Origin of the sequence: Rhizobium sp. TBD182, assembly GCF_001950375.1 — a bacterium.
GTDB classification, from domain to species: Bacteria; Pseudomonadota; Alphaproteobacteria; order Rhizobiales; family Rhizobiaceae; genus Agrobacterium; species Agrobacterium tumefaciens.
In genome coordinates this window covers 107,879-127,806 of record NZ_BDLN01000008.1, presented here as the reverse complement: position 1 = coordinate 127,806, position 19,928 = coordinate 107,879, and the positions used below count along the sequence as shown (strand labels likewise).

The window sequence follows — 19,928 nt, the reverse complement described above, 5'->3', positions numbered from 1 at the left end:
TTCCCGAGGGGGCGTTGATCTACCCCGTTCACATCGCGGATTGCGTCGAAAAAACCTACGGATCACACCGCAACGGATTGGAGTTGCGGTGTGAGACGGAGCTCCAGATTCCGCAAACCGCCTTCGGCACGGTCGAGAAACAGCCCAAGGGCACCGAAGAAGATTTCGATAAAACTCTTAACCGAACCGTCGTGGTGATCGGGCTCACGGCCGAACCGCTCCGCCAGCATCCGGTAAAGGGAAAGCCGTTGAGGCGCGATATGGACAAGCGCCAGACCCGCGCCCTGACGCAGGCAATACCAGTCAGCAATAAGCTCGAACATCGGCAGATCGGAGGAAAGCCCGACATCATGCAAGGCAAGGCTTTTTTCACCAAGCAGGCCGATAACCTCGGATGTGGTTTTATCCGCAATCGCCGACACGATCCCGGCTGGCCACTCCTTGGTGAAATAACGATGCCTGATAAGCGCGCGTTTGTGGCCAAGCAGGAAATCACCATAATTGCCGGCCGCAAATGCGCGGTCCTCATCCTCGCCCGCAAGTGCCATTTCCTGCGCATACCCCCGGCAAATGCGGCGGTTTATCGGCAGCGCGGCCATTTCCACCGTCTCGACGGAAATCTCGTGCTGCTGGGGATGAACGACCTTGAAGGCGGGTGGAAAGGCAACCAGAGACGGCACAGCGATATTGGTGAGCGAGGTTTCCCCTTCCCCACGCCGGGTTACGCCTTCCACATGCAGATGTCCGCTGAAATGGACTTGGAGCCCCGCCTCAACCAGCGCATCCTCAACCGCCTTGCGCGGCGTGCGACGCACCACGTTGGTTTCGCCGAACAGCGCACTTTCGGCACCGCTTGCGCCATCGAAGGGATCGAGCGCCGGATAGTGCGAAAAGCCGAGCAAAGTCTTGCCGAGCGCCTGCGCTCTTTCGCGCACATCGGCAATCCAGTCGATGATGAAGGGCTTGCAGCGCAAAAGCGCATTCCAGCCGCCAGAGGTACTGTCGGTGAAAGCCGCTTCCTCACCCGTCTCGAAAGTGCCGTCAAGCGGTTCGAAAATATTGGCGTCGATCATGAGCAGCCAGAGGCCCGGCTCCGGCTCAACCAGATAAGATGCGTCCATCAGCCGGTAGATATTGGTGCCATCGGGGGAAAGCACCTCGTAGAGACGATCTTCCGTCGCATCGGAAAGCCCGAACGGTGTTTCCCAATGCAGATAGTTCGGCTGGCGGAAATATCCGAAAGCCGCCATTGGGCCAAGGCCAACGGGGTAGCCTTCGCAATACATCCGGTCGCTGATCACCACCCGATCACCGGCCCGCCGCGCATCGCTTGAAACGGAAAGGCATTTGCCGTTCTCCGTCAGAAACTCCTTGGTATGATGTCGGCCACGCGGACCGAAAATATCGTGGTTGCCGGGCAGCGCATAAAAGGCAGTGCCATGGGTATCACGATGACGCTCCAGAATACCCTTCAGCGTTTCGGATGTCGCGCGCTGGCCGTCGTCGGTATAGTCGCCAAGCAGCACCACATGGCGAATGCCCCGCTGCCGCACTTCTTCGAGTGCAGCATGCAGCGCATCGGCGCTTTCGTTGAAAACACGGGTGGATTCGCGTGTATCCGACCAGCTACGCATGGTGATGCGTTCTCCATCGACCTCTATGCCGGGAAAACCGAAATCGGCCGCCGTGTCATGGAAATGGGCGTCGGCAATGACGGCGACGGAAGGAAGCGTGCGTTTCAGCATGGTTGGACAGTCTTTCTGCCTTCGACCATATCGATCCAGTCGGAAGCGCGGCGGGCAGCAGCATAAAGCATCGGTTTCGGTGTCTCGAACCATTCGTCCGGCCGCAATTCCCGCTTCGTGCGGATCACAGCCAGTGCATCGTCGAGGTTAGGGTAAAGATGCGGCTGCTGCTTGTGCAGGAAAAGCGCGACCAGCGATACCGAGCGGCTGCGGCCGCTGCGGCAATTGACGAGCACATTGCCGCCATCGGGGAACGGATAGGTTTCGCGCTTCGGCATGGTCTGCCGCAATGCGCCGTCGAGAATATAATAGGCCCCCAGCATCATCGTGTCCGGACTGCCTTCGCCGTCGATAAGACCGAGCTTATAATAACGGATGTCGCCATACCCCACCGCGCACCTGTCGCCATCTTCCGCCAACGCCTGCACGAGATTGATATCCAGATTGACGGCGCAGTTGACGACGGTGGTAATGCCGTGCCGGTGAAGGAGCCCAAGGTCGCTCGCACCATCGCTGCCGCCGATATAGAGCGCAACGTTACGCGGGCCGAGCCCTTCCGCAATCAGGCTGATCGCAGGCCGGGCATAAACGGGTCCATCCATCTCATTCCTCCACATGCACCAAGCACCCTTCACGGACGGGCGCTCGTCTAAACTCAGGCCGATACGGCCCGCTGCCGATCCGAAGGCTGCCGCTCTGCCAAAGGTATCTTCGATGCCCGGCTGACGCCGCTTGCAACACCGCTGGCTGCGGCCAGCACCGGCCCGCCATTTTCAAGACTACCGATCTCCAGGAAAGGGCAGACGTCGCCGCCAGCTTCGCTGACGAGTAGCAGTCCCGCAAGACAATCCCATGAATTCATGTGCAATTCGAGATAGGCATCGGAGCGGCCATCGGCCACATAGGCAAGCGCCAGCGCACCGGAACCGGCGCGGCGCACGTTGGTGCCCATATCGAGCAGGTTCTTGACGACATCAAGATAGGTGGCATTCTCGATACGGGTCGACCAGCCCATTTCGATTGAGGCCGCATCGAAACGTTCCGTCTGCGCAACCTGGATCGGCTGCCCGTTACGCGTTGCCCCCTCGCCGCGTCGGGCGAAATAAAGTTCATTCAGAGCCGGATTATAGATAGCGCCGATTTCGGTTTGCCCGTTTTCGACATAGGCGATGGAGATGCAGAAGTGCGGAATGCCGCGGGCGAAATTTGCGGTGCCGTCCACGGGATCAACGACCCAGACGCGATCACCGATCACACCGCCGCCCTCCTCGCCGAAAAAACTGTCCTTAGGAAAGCAGGCAGAGATCGCGCCGCGAATATGCGCTTCTGAGGCTGCATCCGTCACCGTCAGAAAGTCCTGCGGGCCCTTCATCGAGAAGCTGCGTGTCGCCTCGCCCTGAAAGCCTTTCAGCACCAGTTCCCCGGCGGAAAGAATAACGCTGCGGCACAGTTCGGCACGGGCTGCCAACGTATCCGGATAAGGCATCAGGTCCATGCGGAATAACCATCCCTCAAAAGATTGAACACGCGTTCATATTGCACACGTGTTCAATCTTTTCAAGCGTGATTTTGTGGCGGGCGGTCCGCTGGAGTTCATACCAGTCCCCTAAGCATTCAGACAACCGGTTTAGCCCAAAATCCCCCAGACGCGATGGAACGGTTTTGCACTGCGGGAGTTTCCATATCGCAACCCAAGCAGGAGGAAGAAAAATGGATCACGCCAATCACGTACGCCTCGTTGAAACCGAACTGACCCCGTCGGTTCTGGAAGGTGCAACAGTTTATGGCGCAGATGACCACAAGGTCGGCAAGGTCGATCATGTCCATGGCGTCGGCGCGGCAAGCACCGCGATCATCGACGTCGGCGGCTTTCTCGGCATCGGCGCAAAGCCCGTCGCCGTACCGCTCAGCGATCTCGATTTCATGCGCGATGAAGACGGCGATGTCCACGCGATTACTTCGTGGACTAAGGATCAGCTCAAGGAAATGCCTGAGCATCACCACTAATCTTTAAAAAACGCCCGGCTACCAGCCGGGCGTTCTTTTTTCTCCTGTCGGGCGACCCCGCCCATACTCCCCATAAGATGAGCTAAGGCCCGATTGTTCTGCCGACCGATGGAACGCTTAAGCGTATCGAGCATTTTCATGGCGCTCAAAAAATTCGGGCGCAATGCAGTTCAGGGGGACAGTGATTGAACAACCAGATACAGGCCACTCCGCTGAGCATCGACGACGTCACCGTCATCGATGACGAGAAGGTCAAAAAAGCAGTTACGGCAGCCGCTCTCGGTAACGCGATGGAGTGGTTCGACTTCGGCGTATACGGCTTCGTCGCCTATGCCGTCGGCAAGGTCTTCTTCCCTGACGCGTCACCCGCCGTTCAAACGGTGGCGGCGCTCGCAACCTTCTCCGTCCCCTTCCTCATCCGCCCTTTGGGGGGCGTATTTTTTGGCGCCATGGGCGACAAATTCGGGCGTCAAAAAGTCCTCTCCCTGACAATCATCATCATGGCCGCGAGCACCTTCTGTATCGGCCTCATCCCCGGTTATGCCACCATCGGCATATGGGCACCCATTCTGTTGCTGTTATGCAAGCTTGCCCAGGGGTTTTCCGTTGGCGGCGAATATACCGGTGCGGCCATTTTCGTGGCGGAATACGCGCCTGACCGGAAGCGCGGTTACCTTGGAAGCTGGCTCGACTTCGGCTCCATCGCCGGCTTTGTGCTTGGCGCGGGGCTCGTCGTGCTGCTCAGCACCGCGATGGGTGAAGCCAAGTTCCTCGACTGGGGCTGGCGCATTCCGTTCTTTCTGGCGGCACCCCTCGGGCTGATCGGGCTTTATCTGCGCCACGCGGCAGAAGAAACACCAGCCTTCACCGAACGCCTGCAGCGCTCCGAAGAAGAAGACCGGCAGTCGCTGAAAGAGCGCCCCATGGTTCCCATCGCCGAGATCGTGAGCCAACATTCCCGCTCGCTGGCAATATGCATAGGCATGGTCCTCGTGACCAACGTCACCTATTACATGCTGCTTACCTACATGCCGACATATCTTTCGAAGACGCTGAATTACAGCGAGGACCATGGCGTCCTCATCATCATCGCGGTTATGGTCGGCATGCTGTTCGTCCAGCCCGCCATCGGGCTTTTGAGCGACCGGATCGGACGCAGGCCGTTTCTGGCGGTTGGCAGCACGGCGATCCTGTTTCTTTCACTGCCGGCATTTCATCTCATCGCCAGCGGGCAGGTTGTTCAGATTTTCTTCGGCCTGCTCATCCTGGCGGTCGCACTTAACTGCCTGATCGGGATCATGGCATCCACCCTCCCGGCCCTTTTCCCGGCCCGCATCCGCTACAGCGCGCTGGCTATCGCGTTTAATATTTCGATCATCGTTGCCGGGCTCACGCCGACACTCACTGCATGGTTGGTGGAGGTAACGGAAAATATCTATATGCCGGCCTACTATCTCATGGTCGCGGCCATCTTCGGCATTGTGACGACATTTTTCCTCAAGGAAACCGCCAACCGGCCGCTTTATGGCGACACGCCGAATGCGTCTAGCCGAAAGGAAGCGAAGTCGCTTCTTGCAGAGCAATATCTGCACATCGAGAAAAGCGTCGAGGAGATAGACGACGAATTGCTCAAACTTGAAGAACAGAAGGAAATTCTTCAGGCAAAACGCAACCAGCTGGTTGGCAGACATCCGGATCTGACCTGAGCGGATATCCAGTCCTGGAACAGGATGCGCGGCGATGCATTTGCAGCCCGCGCATCCCTTGAACGTCAGACGGCGAGGAACCCGCCATCGATGGGCAACACCGCGCCGGAAATCATGCTGCTATCATCTGACAGAAGCAGTGCGATGCTCTGTGCCACGTCTTCGGCCTCGGCAAAGCGCTGCAGCGGATGGCGAACCATCATTGGTGCGCTCTTGGCCGGATCGTTCCATGCTTCGGCAGCCAGTTCAGTCAGCGTGATGGTTGGTGCGACGGCGTTGACACGGATGCCGTGCGGCCCGAGTTCCTTGGCAAGAACGCGGGTCGCGCCTTCAAGCCCCGCTTTCGAGGCCGCGTAGCAGAGATGATCCTGAAAACCGCGATGACCGGCAATTGACGTGATGTTGACGATTGCGCCACCGCCGCCCTTTGCGATGCGGGCACGGGCGAATTCCTGGCAGGTGACGAGCGCGGCACGCAGATTGATGCCGAGCACGGCCTCATAACCTTCGTCGCTCATATCAAGCACGCTTTCGAGCACGTTGATGCCAGCGCTGTTGATGAGAAAATCACAAGGACCCGCTTCGGCCATCGCGGCCCGCGTCGACGCCACATCTGCGAGATCGACACGGATCGAGCGTCCGCCGATTTCGCTTTTCAGGCTGTCGAGATCGGACTGGGTCCGGCTGATTGCCACGACCTCAGCACCGCGCGCGGCCATCAGGATAGCGCAGGCACGGCCGATGCCCTTGCCTGCGCCGGTGATGATGACGGATTTTCCGGAAAACTGCATGGAATCCTCTTTATTTTGCGGCCAAGACGGCCGGACGATGGAAGCGTGTGGCGCTTCAGGAATGGTTTGCGGAACGAATGGCGCGCGCCGCATTTTGCAGTGCCAGAAACGCGTCGTAGCGTGACTGGTGCACTTGACTGAATGCAGCGTCCGGTGCCGAATATTTGGCAATACGCGACATGGCGGGCATTGTGGAAATCAGGTCGGGATAGGCCTTGGCAGCAACCGCACCGAGCATTGCCGATCCCAGAAGCACCGGCTCCTCGCATTCGGTGAGTTCAACCGGGAGCCCCGTCGCATCCGCCAGCAATTGTCTGGCAAGCGGATGCGCGCCCGCGCCGCCGCTGACACTGATCGTTTCCACGGGAGCGCCATGACGCGCCTGCGTCTCGATGATCTGGCGAAGCCCGTAACCGAGGCCGAGAAGCCCCGCCACGTAAAGCGCGACAAGCGAATCCACCCCCGTCTCGGTGCCGTAACCGGCAATGACGGCACGGGCATGAGGATCGGCGAAAGGCGCGCGGTTGCCGAGGAACTCCGGCACCACGTGAAAATCCTCGGCAATCTTTACGGCAGCGGAAGCAGACGTGGCCAAAGCCAATGCACGGTCGGCAAGCCATGCAGGTAATGACTTGCCTTCTTTTTCGGAAAGCGCCTTTGCCTCTGAAAATGCCGGGTGCAATTGCACCAGATAATCAATGGCCGCACCGGCGGCGGATTGGCCGCCTTCATTGAGCCACGCGCCGGGAACCATGGCGGAATAATAGGGACCCCAAACACCCGGCACGAAAGCCGGCTCCGAGGTGGTTGTCATGGTACAGGAAGAGGTACCAAAGACGTAACCGAGGCACCGCGAAGCATCGCCGCCCGCAGCCACCGTGCCGACACCCCCGGCATGCGCATCGATCAGACCGGCGGCAACGGCGGTTCCAGCAACCAGCCCCATGGCTGTTGCGGCCTCATCGGTCAAACCATTACCCAGCGCCGTGCCTGGATGAACGACGCTTTCACCGATACGGCGGAATCCCTGCTCCGCCAGATCGCCAAGCCCGATACGGGTGAAATATTCCGCATCCCAACGTTCCTCATGGGCGAGATAAGTCCACTTGCAGGTAACCGTGCAGGCGGAACGATCAAGCGCTCCTGAGGCTTTCCAGGTCAGGAAGTCCGTCAGGTCGAAGAAGTGCTCGGCGCGCGCATAGATGTCCGGCTTGTTTTCGCGAAGCCAGAGCAGCTTGGGCGTCTGCATTTCCGGGGAAATCCGACCGCCGACATATTTCAGAACGGCATGTTCGCCCGCATTGATCCGCTCCGCCTGTTCGACGGCGCGGTGATCCATCCAGACGATAATATCGCGCTCTGGATGATCCGGCGCGCCGACCGGAAGGGTCTCATCCTCAGGCCCGCGCACCACGAGCGAGCAGGTGGCATCAAAACCAATGCCAACCACGGCTGCGGGATCTATGCCGGCGCGCGAGACACTTTCCCGCACGCTGTCGCAAACGGCTTTCCAAACCTCACCACTCGACTGTTCGGCTATGCCGCCGTCTTCGCGATGCATCGTGATCGGGCGCTTGGCGGTGGCGAGAAGCCTGCCCGCCACATCAAAGACACCGGCACGGGCAGAGCCGGTACCGACATCGACGCCAATCAGGTAGGAAGCCATTTGCGGTACTCCTTGGGAGTGTAGTTTAAACGCGGTCGAAGTTGGTGGGCAGCACCAGCATGTCGCGGATGGTGACGGTGCGCTTGCGGGTCAGCATGTAAACAACCGCATCGGCCACTTCACTCGCGTCGATGAGGCTACCCGATTCCTTGGCCTTGCGAAGATTTTCTTCCGGCCAGTCTGCCAGAAGGGCCGAGACGACCGGGCCGGGAGAGACCTGCGCGACGCGCACACCATGCGGGATCATCTGGCGACGCATGCCCTGCACGAAGCTGGTGATCGCCCATTTCGAACCCGAATAGACCGGCTCCCAATAGGTCGGGAAATGTCCGGCGATCGAGCAAGTGACGATGATGTCGCCGGTCTTGCGCTCCGACATGTGCGGCACGACGGCCTGTACATTCTTCATCACGGCATTGACGTTGAGGTTCAACATCTTGTCGATGGCTTCCGGCGTGGTTTCGGTGAGATCGCCACCAATATAAGTGCCTGCGTTGCAGTAGAGAATATCGATGTGATCGACCTTCTCAAGGATTTCCGGGATCATGGCATTGCAGCTGTCTGCATCCAGAAGGTTCGTGACTTGCGCGATGGCGCGCTTGCCGAGTTTACCGACAAGTTCATTCAGGGCTTTCTCGTTCCAGTCGACCATGACGACGGTTGCACCGTTTTCCAGTAGCGCCTCGGTGGTGGCGAGGCCAATACCGGACGCGGCGCCGGTGATGACCGCGATCTTGCCTTGCAGCAATTCAGACATTTAATTCTCCTGCTTCTTTGAAGATATGACGTGTGGGCTCAACGCCAGTCGCGCCCGATATAGATGGCGAGCAGAATGATGCCGCCCTTGATGACATCCTGCAGATAAGGGTTGATACCCATGAGATTGAGGCCGTTATTCAGGATGCCGAGCAGCACCGCGCCGATAAGGGTACCAAGAATGAGCCCGCGTCCGCCGGCAATCGCCGTGCCGCCGAGAACCACGGCCGCAATGGCATCCAGCTCGAAACCGACACCCGCATTGGGCTGTCCGCTCATCAGCCGGCCGGTCAGAATGAGAGCTGCAAGCGCTGCCGTCACGCCTGAGATACCATAGACGGCAAGCTTGACGCGCCGGGTCTTGACGCCGGAGAGGCGCGCGGCCAACTCGTTGCCGCCGAGTGCATAGACGTGACGACCGAAAGCCGTACGCTGCAAAAGCACCCAGGCCACGGCGTAAATCACCACCATGATGATAACAGGCACCGGCACGACGCCAACGCGGCCGACGCCAAACCAGGAAATCCAGCTCGGAATGCCGCTGACGGGATAACCGCCGGAATAGATGAGGCCGAGACCGCGCGCCATTCCCATCGTCGCAAGCGTGACGATGATGGCCGGCATCTTGCCCCAGGCGACAAGTGCTCCGTTGAAGATACCGATGCCAAGTCCGATGAACAGCCCGGCCGGCAAGGCGAGCGACGCAGGCAGGCCGGTATTCACCATCAGGCCTGCAGACAGCGTGCCGACAAGCGCCATGACCGCGCCGACCGACAGGTCGATGCCGCCTGTGAGGATGACGAATGTCATGCCCACGGCCAGAATGCCCACGACTGAAACCTGTCGCAGCACGTTCATGATGTTGTTCACGCTGAAGAAATTGTCGCTCGCAAGACCCATCAGGATCGATACGACAATCAGGCCCGCCAGAGGCAGGGCGAGTGGCGAGCGCAGCATGCTGCCAAGGCCGAAACCGCTCGTCTTTTCGGCAATGCCGGTATTTGCATCAAGCGACATGTTCAACCCTCCCGGTGGTGGCGTTTGTCATTATTGTTTCTGAATTGATGTCTGCGCCCTCGACGGTGGCGACGATGCCCCCGGAGCGGAACACGCAGACGCGGTCCGACATGCCGATCACTTCCGGCAGCTCCGAAGAGATCATGATGATCGAATAGCCCTTGGCTGCGAATTCGCGCATCAGCGCATAGATTTCCGCCTTCGCGCCGACATCAATGCCGCGCGTCGGTTCGTCGAAGATCAGGACGCGCATGTCATGGTTCAGCCAGCGGGCGATAACGATCTTCTGCTGGTTTCCACCGGACAGCGTGTCCACGCGGGCATAGGGTCCCTGTGCCTTGACCTGAACCTGCGCCATCGCCTTTTTCGTGTGCTCCAGCTCTTTTTTCAGGTCGATAAACCAGTGAGCCTTCTGGTACTTGCGATAGTTGTTGAGGGAGATGTTCTGCAGGATGGAGAAACTGGTGATCAGACCCTCTTCCTTGCGGCTTTCCGGCAGCAGGCCAATGCCGCGCATCAGCGCCTCATCCGGGCCGGAAAAGCGGGTCTCGACGCCATCGACCTTGATCTTGCGGCGCGAAGCGGAATGCGCGCCAAGCATGGCCAGCACCGTTTCCGTGCGCCCGGAACCGACAAGCCCGGCAAAACCGAGTATCTCACCCTGCCGCAGGGTAAAGCGCGAGACCGGCCCGCCTTTTTTCAGTTGAAGCTCTTCGACCTCGATCACGTTGCGCGCAGCTGTATCGATCTTCGGTTTGGGCGGAAAATTGGCCTCGATGCGCCGGCCGACCATCATCTCCACCAGACGGTCATTATCGACGTCAGAGGTGAGGCAGGAGCCGATGAGTTCGCCATCACGCAGGACGGTGATGCGGTCGCAGATCTCGAATATTTCCTCGAGATGATGGGAAATGAAGATGATAGCGACACCCTGACGCCGCAGCTCGCGCATGACCTTGAAGAGATGCTCGGTCTCGGACGGGGTAAGCGTCGCAGTCGGCTCATCGAGAACGAGAATACGGGCATCGAGTGAAAGCGCCTTGGCAATTTCCACGAATTGCTGCTGGGCAACGGAAAGGCGGTGCACCGGCACATCGAGCGGAACGTCCACGGCCAGACGGCTCATGATTTCGGCGGCACGTTTACGCATCGCGCGCTTGTTCAGCAGGCGCAGCGGTCCGCGGATTTCGCGTGCCAGAAACATGTTTTCAACTGCATCGAGATAGGGGATCAGGCTGAATTCCTGAAACACGATGCCGATACCGGCGGCAATCGCCTCATCGTAATTGGCGAAGCGGCGGTCCTTTCCGTCAATGCGGATCGTGCCCTCCGAGGGCTGCAAAATGCCGCACAGGATTTTCATCAATGTCGACTTGCCAGCGCCGTTCTCTCCCAGAAGCGCATGCACCTCGCCGGCGCGCGCCTGCAGGTCAACGCCGCGCAGGACCTCGATCTTGCCGAAGCTTTTTCTTATTCCATTCAGTTCCAGCATTTTACCCTCCTCGATGGTCGGGACATGTCCCGCCCCCACACGAGGCGGGGACGGAACCTGGGGAGGAATTCTTACCAGCTGAAGTCGCCGGCGTTCTTGCTGTCAACGACCATGACGTCGATCGGTACTTCCTTCGGAACGACGCGGGCGCCCCACTTCTGGGCAAGCGCCATGGCAAGGCCAACGCGCACCTGGTCACGCGGGAACTGCGCAGTCGTTTCGATGAAAGGGCCGCCGTCGGCAATTGCCTTCACAGCTTCGGGAGCACCATCAACCGAGGTCAGCTTGATGTCCTTGCCGGAGCCCTGGATCGCAGCGAGTGCACCCATTGCGCCGCCATCATTCACCGAGAAGATACCGGCGAGGTTCGGACGGGACTGGATCATGTTTTCAACGACGCCGAGCGCAACGGAGCGGTCCTGACGACCATTCTGCGTGTCGACAAGCTTGATGTCGGCAAATTCGGCAAGCGCTGCCTTGCAGCCTTCGACGCGCTGCAGGATCGGCACGACCGGGATACCGTCGAGGATTGCAACTTCACCCTTGCCGCCGAGCGCATCACCGAGATGCTTGCAAGACTTGTAGCCTGCGTCACGGTTCTTCGAGCCGACGAAGGTGTCGACCGGGCCGTTTGCGTTGGCGTCGACAGCAACGACAATCACGCCGGCAGCTTTGGCAGCGTGCACGGCGGCTTCGATGCCGGCGCTGTCGGTCGGGTTCAGAAGCAGGATGTCGATCTTCTGCTGCAGCATGTCTTCCACGTCGGAAATCTGCTTTGCCACATCGTGGCCGGCGTCGGTGACGACAACATCAGCGCCGATGCTTGCCGCGGCTTCCTTCAGCGCTTCCTGCATGGAGACGAAATAGGGGTTGTTCAGTTCCTGGAACGTCATGCCGATTTTCAGCTTGTCCTGTGCCAATGCCGGAGCGGCCATCATTGCAAGTGCGGCCGATGCCATCAGGAACTTGGATTTCATTCTCATAGTAACTTCCTCCCGTTTGGAAAATCTGGGCAATAAGAGCCCGTTTCCGGACAGTCCTCTGCCCGAATTGGTGAAAAATCGCGATGTATCTTGGTTTAATCCGCCATGACCGCTGCCTTCTGGGCCGCGAATACCGTACGAAACCTCGATGGCGACATTCCCTTCAGCTTCAGGAAATGCCTGTTGAAATTCGAAAGGTTTGAAAAGCCCACGTCGTAGCAGACTTCCGCCACCTTCACGTCCTGATCCACCAGAAGCATCTGGCAGGCCAGATCGATGCGCAGCTGATTGCGATAGCGCACCAAAGTCGTTCCCGTATGTCGCTTGAAGGCACGGGAGAAGGCACTCTGGCTCTGGCCAACCATGTCGGCCAGATCGATTTCCTCGACCTGTTCGGTCAGGTGCTGGCGCAGATGCGACAAGGCGCGGTTGATGCCGCTATCGCCGATGCCCGTCAGGTCCAGCTCGTAGCTCAGGCTCGCCAGCACCTCGGGCGCCGGCGCATTGACCAGCAGATCGAGAATTTCCCAAAAAATCGCAAGACGCTTCAACCCCTGCGCCTCGATCAAACGCAGTATCAGCGGGCGAACGCGATCGCTGGTCTCATCGTCGAACAGAATGCCGCGGCGGCTGCGGTCCAGAAGGGCGCGAACTACCTCCATCTCGGACATGGAAGCGCAGGCATCCTCGATAAAAGCTTCCGGAAACTGGATGACGAGAGAGCGCGTGGGAACGATCTCGTCCGGCTCGATCTCGCTGATCCAGTTTTGAGGGAGATTTGGGCCAGTCATGATTAGCTGGCCCGGGCCGAAGCGACCGACGAAATCGCCAATGTAGAACGTGCCTGACGTCGCCACGACCAGATGAATTTCATATTCGGGATGGTAATGCCAGCGCACGGTGCGGAACGGATAGCCATGCCGCCAGGCGGCGAAGGATTCGCCCTTGCGGATATGTACCAGTTCCAGATCGGGCTGCATCGATGTTTCCTCCCATCGGTCACGTCCGCCGTATTCGCGGAGCAAAGCCATTCCTCTTTATGGCTCGTCCCAGGCGTTGATGGGGAGCATATGGCCTGCGGCACATTTACTTCCACATCATACCGGGGAAATTACCGATACTTTTTTGACTGTTTTTTGTCAGAAATTGAAGAGTGCCGTGCATCCGCCGACAACTAAGCCAGCGGTTGCGCCCATTTTTTCGCGCAGTTGCACGCCATACGCCCAGAAAATGCGCATCTTAAAGATCGATGTGATGATTTTTTGAAGCTCGACCCGCCGATCACCGGCAGGTCGAGCTTATACTTTTCCGAAGGGTTTTTGACGCCCCTGCATCGGCAGGCGGCTTGCCGGAAGGGATTATTGCGGCATCAGAATTTGCAGCTTCACGTCCGTTTCCCTTGCCTCCACCGCACGATCAAAACCGGCAATGCTGTCTTCGAAGGGAATGGTCGCGGAGATCAGCGGCTTCAGATCGACCTTGCCGGACGCGATGAGAGCGACCGCACGGTCATACACATTGGCGTAGCGGAAAACCGTCTCTACCCGCAGCTCTTTTGCCTGCAAGCCGACGATATCGACCGGCACCGGATCGACCGGCATACCGACGAGGACGATGGCGCCGCCGGGACGTGCGAGTTTCGCCATACCGAGCACGGCGGGTGCAGCGCCAGAGCATTCGAAAACGACATCGCAACCCCAGCCATCCGTCGCATCAGCCACGGCCTGCGACAGGTCACGTTCGCGGATGTTGACGGTCTCGATGCCGTCATAGGCTGCGATGATATCCAGCTTCGGCTGGGCAAGATCGGCAACGATCACCTTTGCGCAACCGCCGGCTAGCGCCGCCAGCGCAACCATCATGCCGATCGGACCGGCGCCCGTCACGATGGCAACATCGCCGGGCTGAATACGCGCCCTGAGCGCTGCCTGCATGCCGATGGCGAAGGGTTCCACCATGGCGCCTTCGGCAAAGGAAACGTTGTCGGGCAACTTGTATGTAAAGGCGGCGGGATGAATGACTTCCGGTGTCAGGCAACCGTGAACGGGTGGCGTTGCCCAGAAGCTGACCGCCGGATCAACATTGTAAATGCCAAGTTTGGATGCGCGCGAGGTCGGATCGGGAATGCCCGGCTCCATGCAGACGCGATCACCCGGCTTCAGATGCGCAACCTCGGCACCGGTCTCGATTACCGTTCCGGAAGCTTCATGGCCCAGCACCATCGGCGCATGCACAACGAAATGGCCGATTTTGCCATGGGTGTAATAATGGACGTCCGAGCCGCAAATCCCGACGGTATGGGTACGGATGCGCACATCCTTGGGTCCGAGCTTGCCGGGAATGTCGAACTCCCTGAGCGAGAGCTTTCCTTTTTCTTCCAGCACCAGTGCTTTCATCTCATCCTCCGTAGTTTGCGAAAGGCCTTACAGCGAATTCAAACAGCGTGATGCGTTGCAATTTCGACAAAAGTAAACAGAAATCAGCCGGATCGGCCGGTTTTTCTTCAAGGAGGAAAAACTGTATCGATGAGCCCGCAATTTCTTATCATCCCTGGCGCGTTAACGAGTCTACGGGGGAGAGAGACAGCACGATTCGCTCAGCGCGCTTCAGGGAATATCGCCTGCTCGGGGTTACCCACTCAGCCGGAACGAGATTGACCCTGATGTGTACGCAGAACCGGCGACAAGCGGATCAGCGTGTGATCCTCAGCCCTTCCAGAAAGGTGCGGAAACTGTCGACGGCGCGTTTCGAGGTCGTTTCGGGGTCGTCGGAATTCGCGATCCACTGGGCTGCACTGCTGCTCGCCGCATTGATGAAACGCGCACAGGCCTCCGGATCAATGTCGACGATCGTCCCTTCCTGCTTCAGTGCATCGAGACTTCGCGCAACGGCCGAGATACAACCATTGGCATTTGGCCAGCGTGAAGGGTCGCCGAGAACGGCCGGTCCATCACGGAACATGATCCGCTGGATTTCCGGCTCCAGAGCCATGAGAATGTAACCGACATTTTCCTCGACAAAACCCTCCCAACGCGTCGCGGCCCTAGACGAGATGTCACAGAGCCTTTTCGTCATCTCGGCGTCGATCTCACCCACAACCGCCAGCAGCAGGCCTTTCTTGTCGCCAAAATGGTGATAGAGCGCGCCGCGGGTCAGCCCTGCTTCGGCAGTGAAGTCGTCCATCGAAGCTTCGGCATAGCCGATGCTGCCAAATGCCTTGCGGCCAGCGACCAGAAGCTTCGCCCGCGTCTCGGCAATCATTTCACTGCGAGGTTTGCGCATTTTTTCTCCGAATTCTACATACGTCGCGTATACTAGTTGACATACGCGACGTATGCAATTATTTCATTTGCATACGCCACGTATGTTTGTGGTGGATACTCCCTAAACAAGGTGCATCCCGATGTCTAATCCATATAGAGAAATTTTCCGGGCTCCGGGCGCCAAAGGCTTTTCCGCCGCAGGCTTCTTTGCCCGTCTTCCGATTGCGATGGCACCGATCGGCATCGTCGCCATGCTTTCCCAGACCCATGGTGAATATTGGCTTGCCGGTGCGGTCTCGGCAACCTTCGCGCTGACCAATGCCGCGGTCGCGCCGCAGATTTCCCGATTGGTGGACCGCAAGGGCCAGAGCAGCGTCCTTGTCCCGGCCACCATCATATCGGTCATCGCCTTTGCTATCCTGATTATCGCGACCAACCAGAGATGGCCTGCCTGGACGCTCTTTCTTTCGGCCTTCCTCGCCGCGGCCATGCCGAGTATTCCCGCGATGATGCGCGCCCGCTGGACGGAAATCTTCCGTGACCGGCCTGAGCTGAACACTGCGTTTGCATTTGAATCCGCCGCCGACGAACTTGTCTACATAGCCGGCGCCTCGCTCTCCGTTGGTCTCGCGGTCTCACTCTTTCCGGAAGCAGGTATGATGATCAGCACCGCCTCGCTGGCACTCGGTACCTTTGCCTTTCTGCTGCAACGATCGACCGAACCCAAGGTACGCGCGGTTGAAAGTGGCAGCAGGCAACATTCGGCTATCCGGCTGCGTTCGGTCCAGATCATCACGGTCGCCCTGATCTTCGTAGGCTCGACTTTCGCCACAGCCGAGGTCAGTGCAGTTGCCATCACCAAAGAACTCGGTCAACCGGAAGCTGCCAGCCTCGTCATCGGCGTCTATGCCATCGGTTCGTTTGTCGTCGGCCTGCTTCTGGGCGCGATCAACCCCAAAATGCCGCTGCAACGGCAATTGCTGATCGCCGTCAGCGTCCTTGCGCTCACCGCGCTGCCGCTCCTCTTTGCAAGCACGACAGTTTCCCTGCTTGCCTTCGCCGTATTCCTCAGCGGCGTTGCAATCTCTCCCATCTTCATCACGGCATTTGGCCTGATCGAGCGCCGCGTCCCGGAATCGATGCTGACGGAAGGCGTGACCTGGGTGATGACCGGCATCGGTATCGGCATGGCGCTCGGCGCCTTTATTTCCGGCTGGGTGATCGATAATTTCGGCCCGAGCAACGGCTTCTGGGTATCGATTGCCGCCACCCTGTCGACAGTCACCATTATCAGCCTCGGTCAGCGCAGCCTTTCTGGAGAGACCAACCGCTCTGCGACGACAACCGCAGTGCAGCCAGCCGAGTAAAGCACAGACGTATGAAGCGCGCGCCGGCGCGCTTCTTGGCATATCCGGCCGACGCAATGCACAATCGGCATGAAAAGCTGCACGCTATGTCGCCAAATAAAACAGTCTGGCATTGCGGTGGCCGATCGATGCCTGCTCGTCGGGCGAGAGCGTCGAAAGAAGCTCACTCGTCATACCGATCCATTCCGGTAGACCCGAGCCGAGATCGACCACCGGCCAGTCGCCGCCCCAGACCATTCTCTCAGGTCCGAACAGGTTGAGCACGGTTTCCACATAGGGTGTCACGCTTTCCAGCGTCGCGCATCCCGGTGCACAATAGGCGGTGATGCCGGAGAGTTTGACGAAGAGATTGGGCAGCGTCGCCAAGTCGGCCATACGCCCGCTCCACTCCCGAAAATCGTTTGCGGCAATGTCCGGCGTGCCGCAATGGTCGAGCATGAAGCGCACATCGGGGCAGGCCCCGACAAGTTCGGCGGCAATGGCAAGCTGGCGGGAATGAAAACACAGATCGACCGGCCATCCGGCCTTTCCAATCGTGCGCACGTTTCGTCGGTAATTTTCCTCGCGGCTGAGGTCGTCGGGCATAACGTGGAGAATGCGCCGGAAACCGACCACGTTGAGGTGGCGGCACTCCTCCAGCCAAGCTTCGAAACCATTATCCGTTTCCGGTCGGCAACTGGCGATCTGGCCGAACATCGGCAAGCCACCCTCGCCGATCATGCTGGCGATGAGGCGAGCCTCAGCCTGATAGTCGCCGTCATCCACCCCGCTTTCCATGAAGATCGTACCCACTACGCCACATCCCTCGACAAGCGCTGCGTAATCAGCCTGGGTGAAGCTTCCCGCAAGGCTGGGCTCCCCTCGTGTCCAGGCATAACCGAGCTTGCCTCGCAAGATCAGATGTTGGTGAGTATCGATCAGATCCATGGCGTCCTCCTCCCTGTCGTTGCGGTCAATTTTCGAGGGCGAGCGCGTCGAAACCCGCCCAGGCGGCGTCCGGCACGGCCGTTTCGAAAATAGACAGGTTGCGCAAAAGGCTGTCCGGTTTTGCGGTGCCGATCAGGACACTTGCGACATCGGCATTTTGCAGCGGAAAATGCAGGGCAGCGGCCGCAAGTGCAACCTCGTGCCCGGCAGCGTGGAGCTCCATGGCGCGCACCCGCTCCATGACATCTGCTGCTGCTTCACTATAGTTGAAAGTCGCACCCGGCCTTGCGCCCGTCGCAAGAATGCCAGAGTTGAAGACGCCGCCGATGACGAGCGAGGTGCCGGTTTCCGCACAACGCCCCAGCAGCTTTGCTGCAGCCGACCGGTCGAGCAGCGTATAACGACCCGCCAGAAGAATGCAGTCGATCTCGTCTATCTCCATGAGGTTCAGACAAGCCGGAACCTCATTCACGCCAAGACCGAACGCGCCGATCCGGCCTGTCGCCTTCAACTCGTGCAGGGCCTCGATGCCGCTTTCGGTGAATATCCTGAAATGATGGCGATAGGCCTCTTCCCCAAGCGTGGTCTCCTCCAGATCGTGGACATAGAGAATATCCACTGAACCGAGACCAAGCCGGGCGAGGCTTTGCTCATGCGAGCGCATGATGCCATCATAGCTGTAGTCGTATTCCACCACGAAAGGCAGTGCATCGACAAAACCGTAATCCGGTGTCACGCCCGCTTCAGCCGGTTTCAGGATCCGCCCGACCTTGGTGGACAGCACGAATTCGTCGCGTGGTTTCCCCTGAAGAAAATCCCCGAGGCGGCGTTCGGAAAGGCCCTGCCCGTAATAGGGTGCGGTATCGAAATAGCGGATGCCGGCGTCCCAGGCGGCTTGCAGCGTCTCCATCGCATCTTCGCGGCTGACGCTGCGATAGAGATTACCGATACCGGCCGCGCCGAAGGAAAGCTCGCTCAGCGACAGCGCCGTGCGACCAAGTTTGCGGGTTTTCATGCGGTACCCTCCTCGCGGCGAAGCTGGCGCTCAATGGTGCGGATGACGCCGCGGAGTTCGCCGAGCCCCTTCATGCGGCCAATGTAGGAATATCCGGGATTGGTCTTTTTGGTGATGTCATCACCCAGCAGATGGCCGTGGTCAGGCCGCATTGGAATATTGGTGCGGCGGCCAGCCTTGGCGGCGGCCCGCTCCTCGCGCAACAATGCCTCGATGACTCCAATCATGTCCGTTCCGCCATCCAGATGATCGTCCTCAAAGAAGGAACCATCCGCTTCAACGGTCACATTCCGAAGATGGGCGAAATTGATGCGAGACGCGAACTCCCGTGCCATCGCCACAAGATCATTGTCGCTGCGGGCGCCGTAGGAGCCGGTACAAAGGGTAATGCCATTGTTCGGGCTTTCAACGGCCGAGAGGATGGCGCGAATATCTGCAGGTGTCGAGACAACGCGCGGCAGGCCGAACAGGGAGAACGGTGGATCATCAGGGTGGATGCCGAGATGCACGCCCACCTCTTCCGCCACCGGCACGACCTCTCTCAGAAAGGCCAGAAGATTGCCCTGCATGGTCGCGCTGTCGATGCCATCGAACGAAGCAATCAGAGCGGCGATGGATTCGCGCGTCTGCACCAGGGCGCCGCCCGGCAGGCCGGCGATGATGTTACGCTCGAGAATCGACTGGTCATCTTCGCTCATTTGCGCAAAACGCTTTTCGGCTCGCGCCACGAGCGCAGGATCGTAATTTTCAGCAGCACGAACACGCTTCAGGATGAAGACGTCATAGGCGACGAAATCCGCCATTTCGAAGCGCAGCGCCAAGCCGGTATTGCGTGCCTGCCAGCGCAGGTTCGTGCGTGTCCAGTCCACCACCGGCATGAAATTGTAGCAGACGACGGGAACGCCCGCGTGACCGAGACGGGATAGCGTATCTTTCCAGCGCGCAATCGCCTTCGGCGCATCGGCATCGCCGCGCTTGATGGACTGTTCCATCGGAATGGATTCGCAGACACTCCATTCCAGGCCGGCCGCCTCGATCATCGCCTTGCGTTTGGCGATCTCTTCGACCGGCCACGCCGTGCCGTCGGGGATCTGGTGCAGCGCCGTTACAACGCCGCTGGCGCCGGTCTGCCGCACATGCTGCAAGGTGATGGGGTCCGATTCACCGAACCAGCGCCAGGTTTCCTTCATATT

The 19,928-nt window shown here is 59.1% G+C and carries 18 protein-coding genes; 3 read left to right on the top strand and 15 right to left on the bottom strand.

The genetic code is table 11. The annotated features are described in order from the left end of the window. Positions 1–62: 62 nt before the first annotated feature. The 3 genes from T18_RS20910 to T18_RS20900 are packed head-to-tail and all read right to left on the bottom strand — an operon-like array spanning position 63 to position 3,240. Positions 63–1,745: a metallophosphoesterase family protein gene (locus tag T18_RS20910; protein ID WP_038494863.1), complete on the bottom strand. Its 1,683-nt coding sequence runs from the start codon at positions 1,743–1,745 to the stop codon at positions 63–65. Next, complete coding sequence (locus tag T18_RS20905) at positions 1,739–2,347, bottom strand: dual specificity protein phosphatase family protein (protein ID WP_038494860.1); 609 nt, start codon at positions 2,345–2,347, stop codon at positions 1,739–1,741. Before T18_RS20905 ends, T18_RS20910 begins: the two co-directional genes overlap by 7 nt. Positions 2,348–2,400: 53 nt before the next feature. Next, positions 2,401–3,240, bottom strand: a complete 840-nt coding sequence (locus tag T18_RS20900) for an inositol monophosphatase family protein (RefSeq protein WP_038494857.1) — start codon at positions 3,238–3,240, stop codon at positions 2,401–2,403. A 215-nt stretch (positions 3,241–3,455) separates the two neighbouring features. Between T18_RS20900 and T18_RS20895 the strand changes: the two genes are divergently transcribed. Both T18_RS20895 and proP read left to right on the top strand, forming a co-directional pair. Further along, positions 3,456–3,752, top strand: a complete 297-nt coding sequence (locus T18_RS20895) for a PRC-barrel domain-containing protein (protein ID WP_003518197.1) — start codon at positions 3,456–3,458, stop codon at positions 3,750–3,752. 185 nt (positions 3,753–3,937) lie between these two features. Then, entirely contained in the window at positions 3,938–5,458 is a 1,521-nt protein-coding gene (gene proP / locus T18_RS20890) for a glycine betaine/L-proline transporter ProP (RefSeq protein ID WP_025595114.1), read from the top strand. 65 nt (positions 5,459–5,523) lie between these two features. Here the strand turns inward: proP and T18_RS20885 are convergent, their stop codons facing one another. The 9 genes from T18_RS20885 to T18_RS20845 form a co-directional block, all read right to left on the bottom strand. Next, on the bottom strand, positions 5,524–6,249 hold the full coding sequence (locus T18_RS20885) for an SDR family oxidoreductase (RefSeq protein ID WP_038494854.1): 726 nt from the start codon (positions 6,247–6,249) through the stop codon (positions 5,524–5,526). Positions 6,250–6,304: 55 nt separating this feature from the next. Further along, positions 6,305–7,915, bottom strand: coding sequence for an FGGY-family carbohydrate kinase (locus T18_RS20880; RefSeq protein WP_038494851.1), 1,611 nt, complete (start codon positions 7,913–7,915; stop codon positions 6,305–6,307). 25 nt (positions 7,916–7,940) lie between these two features. Continuing rightward, positions 7,941–8,672: an SDR family oxidoreductase gene (locus T18_RS20875; RefSeq protein WP_013762241.1), complete on the bottom strand. Its 732-nt coding sequence runs from the start codon at positions 8,670–8,672 to the stop codon at positions 7,941–7,943. Between the two features lie 38 nt (positions 8,673–8,710). Next, positions 8,711–9,688, bottom strand: a complete 978-nt coding sequence (locus T18_RS20870) for an ABC transporter permease (protein ID WP_003518202.1) — start codon at positions 9,686–9,688, stop codon at positions 8,711–8,713. Then, positions 9,678–11,180, bottom strand: coding sequence for a sugar ABC transporter ATP-binding protein (locus T18_RS20865; protein ID WP_013762240.1), 1,503 nt, complete (start codon positions 11,178–11,180; stop codon positions 9,678–9,680). Before T18_RS20865 ends, T18_RS20870 begins: the two co-directional genes overlap by 11 nt. 71 nt (positions 11,181–11,251) lie before the next feature. Further along, positions 11,252–12,163, bottom strand: coding sequence for an ABC transporter substrate-binding protein (locus tag T18_RS20860; RefSeq protein ID WP_013762239.1), 912 nt, complete (start codon positions 12,161–12,163; stop codon positions 11,252–11,254). A 95-nt stretch (positions 12,164–12,258) separates the two neighbouring features. Next, the gene (locus tag T18_RS20855) at positions 12,259–13,143 is read right to left on the bottom strand and encodes an AraC family transcriptional regulator (protein ID WP_003518205.1); all 885 of its coding nucleotides are present in this window, start codon (positions 13,141–13,143) and stop codon (positions 12,259–12,261) included. 378 nt (positions 13,144–13,521) lie between these two features. After that, on the bottom strand, positions 13,522–14,559 hold the full coding sequence (locus tag T18_RS20850) for an NAD(P)-dependent alcohol dehydrogenase (RefSeq protein ID WP_019566879.1): 1,038 nt from the start codon (positions 14,557–14,559) through the stop codon (positions 13,522–13,524). A 295-nt stretch (positions 14,560–14,854) separates the two neighbouring features. Beyond that, complete coding sequence (locus T18_RS20845) at positions 14,855–15,445, bottom strand: TetR/AcrR family transcriptional regulator (RefSeq protein ID WP_003518207.1); 591 nt, start codon at positions 15,443–15,445, stop codon at positions 14,855–14,857. 121 nt (positions 15,446–15,566) lie between these two features. Between T18_RS20845 and T18_RS20840 the strand changes: the two genes are divergently transcribed. After that, positions 15,567–16,793 (top strand): MFS transporter, encoded by a 1,227-nt coding sequence (locus tag T18_RS20840; RefSeq protein ID WP_025595119.1) that lies wholly within the window; start codon positions 15,567–15,569, stop codon positions 16,791–16,793. A gap of 84 nt (positions 16,794–16,877) precedes the next feature. Here the strand turns inward: T18_RS20840 and T18_RS20835 are convergent, their stop codons facing one another. From T18_RS20835 to uxuA, 3 genes are read right to left on the bottom strand one after another with little or no spacing between them, the layout of a single operon-like run. Continuing rightward, positions 16,878–17,720 carry an amidohydrolase family protein gene (locus T18_RS20835; RefSeq protein ID WP_038494846.1) on the bottom strand — a complete coding sequence of 281 codons (843 nt, stop codon included), beginning with the start codon at positions 17,718–17,720 and terminating at the stop codon, positions 16,878–16,880. 25 nt (positions 17,721–17,745) lie between these two features. Then, positions 17,746–18,735 carry an aldo/keto reductase gene (locus T18_RS20830; protein ID WP_038494843.1) on the bottom strand — a complete coding sequence of 330 codons (990 nt, stop codon included), beginning with the start codon at positions 18,733–18,735 and terminating at the stop codon, positions 17,746–17,748. Then, positions 18,732–19,925 (bottom strand): mannonate dehydratase, encoded by a 1,194-nt coding sequence (gene uxuA, locus T18_RS20825; RefSeq protein ID WP_038494840.1) that lies wholly within the window; start codon positions 19,923–19,925, stop codon positions 18,732–18,734. The genes T18_RS20830 and uxuA overlap by 4 nt, the downstream gene beginning before the upstream one ends. Between the last annotated feature and the right edge of the window lie 3 nt (positions 19,926–19,928).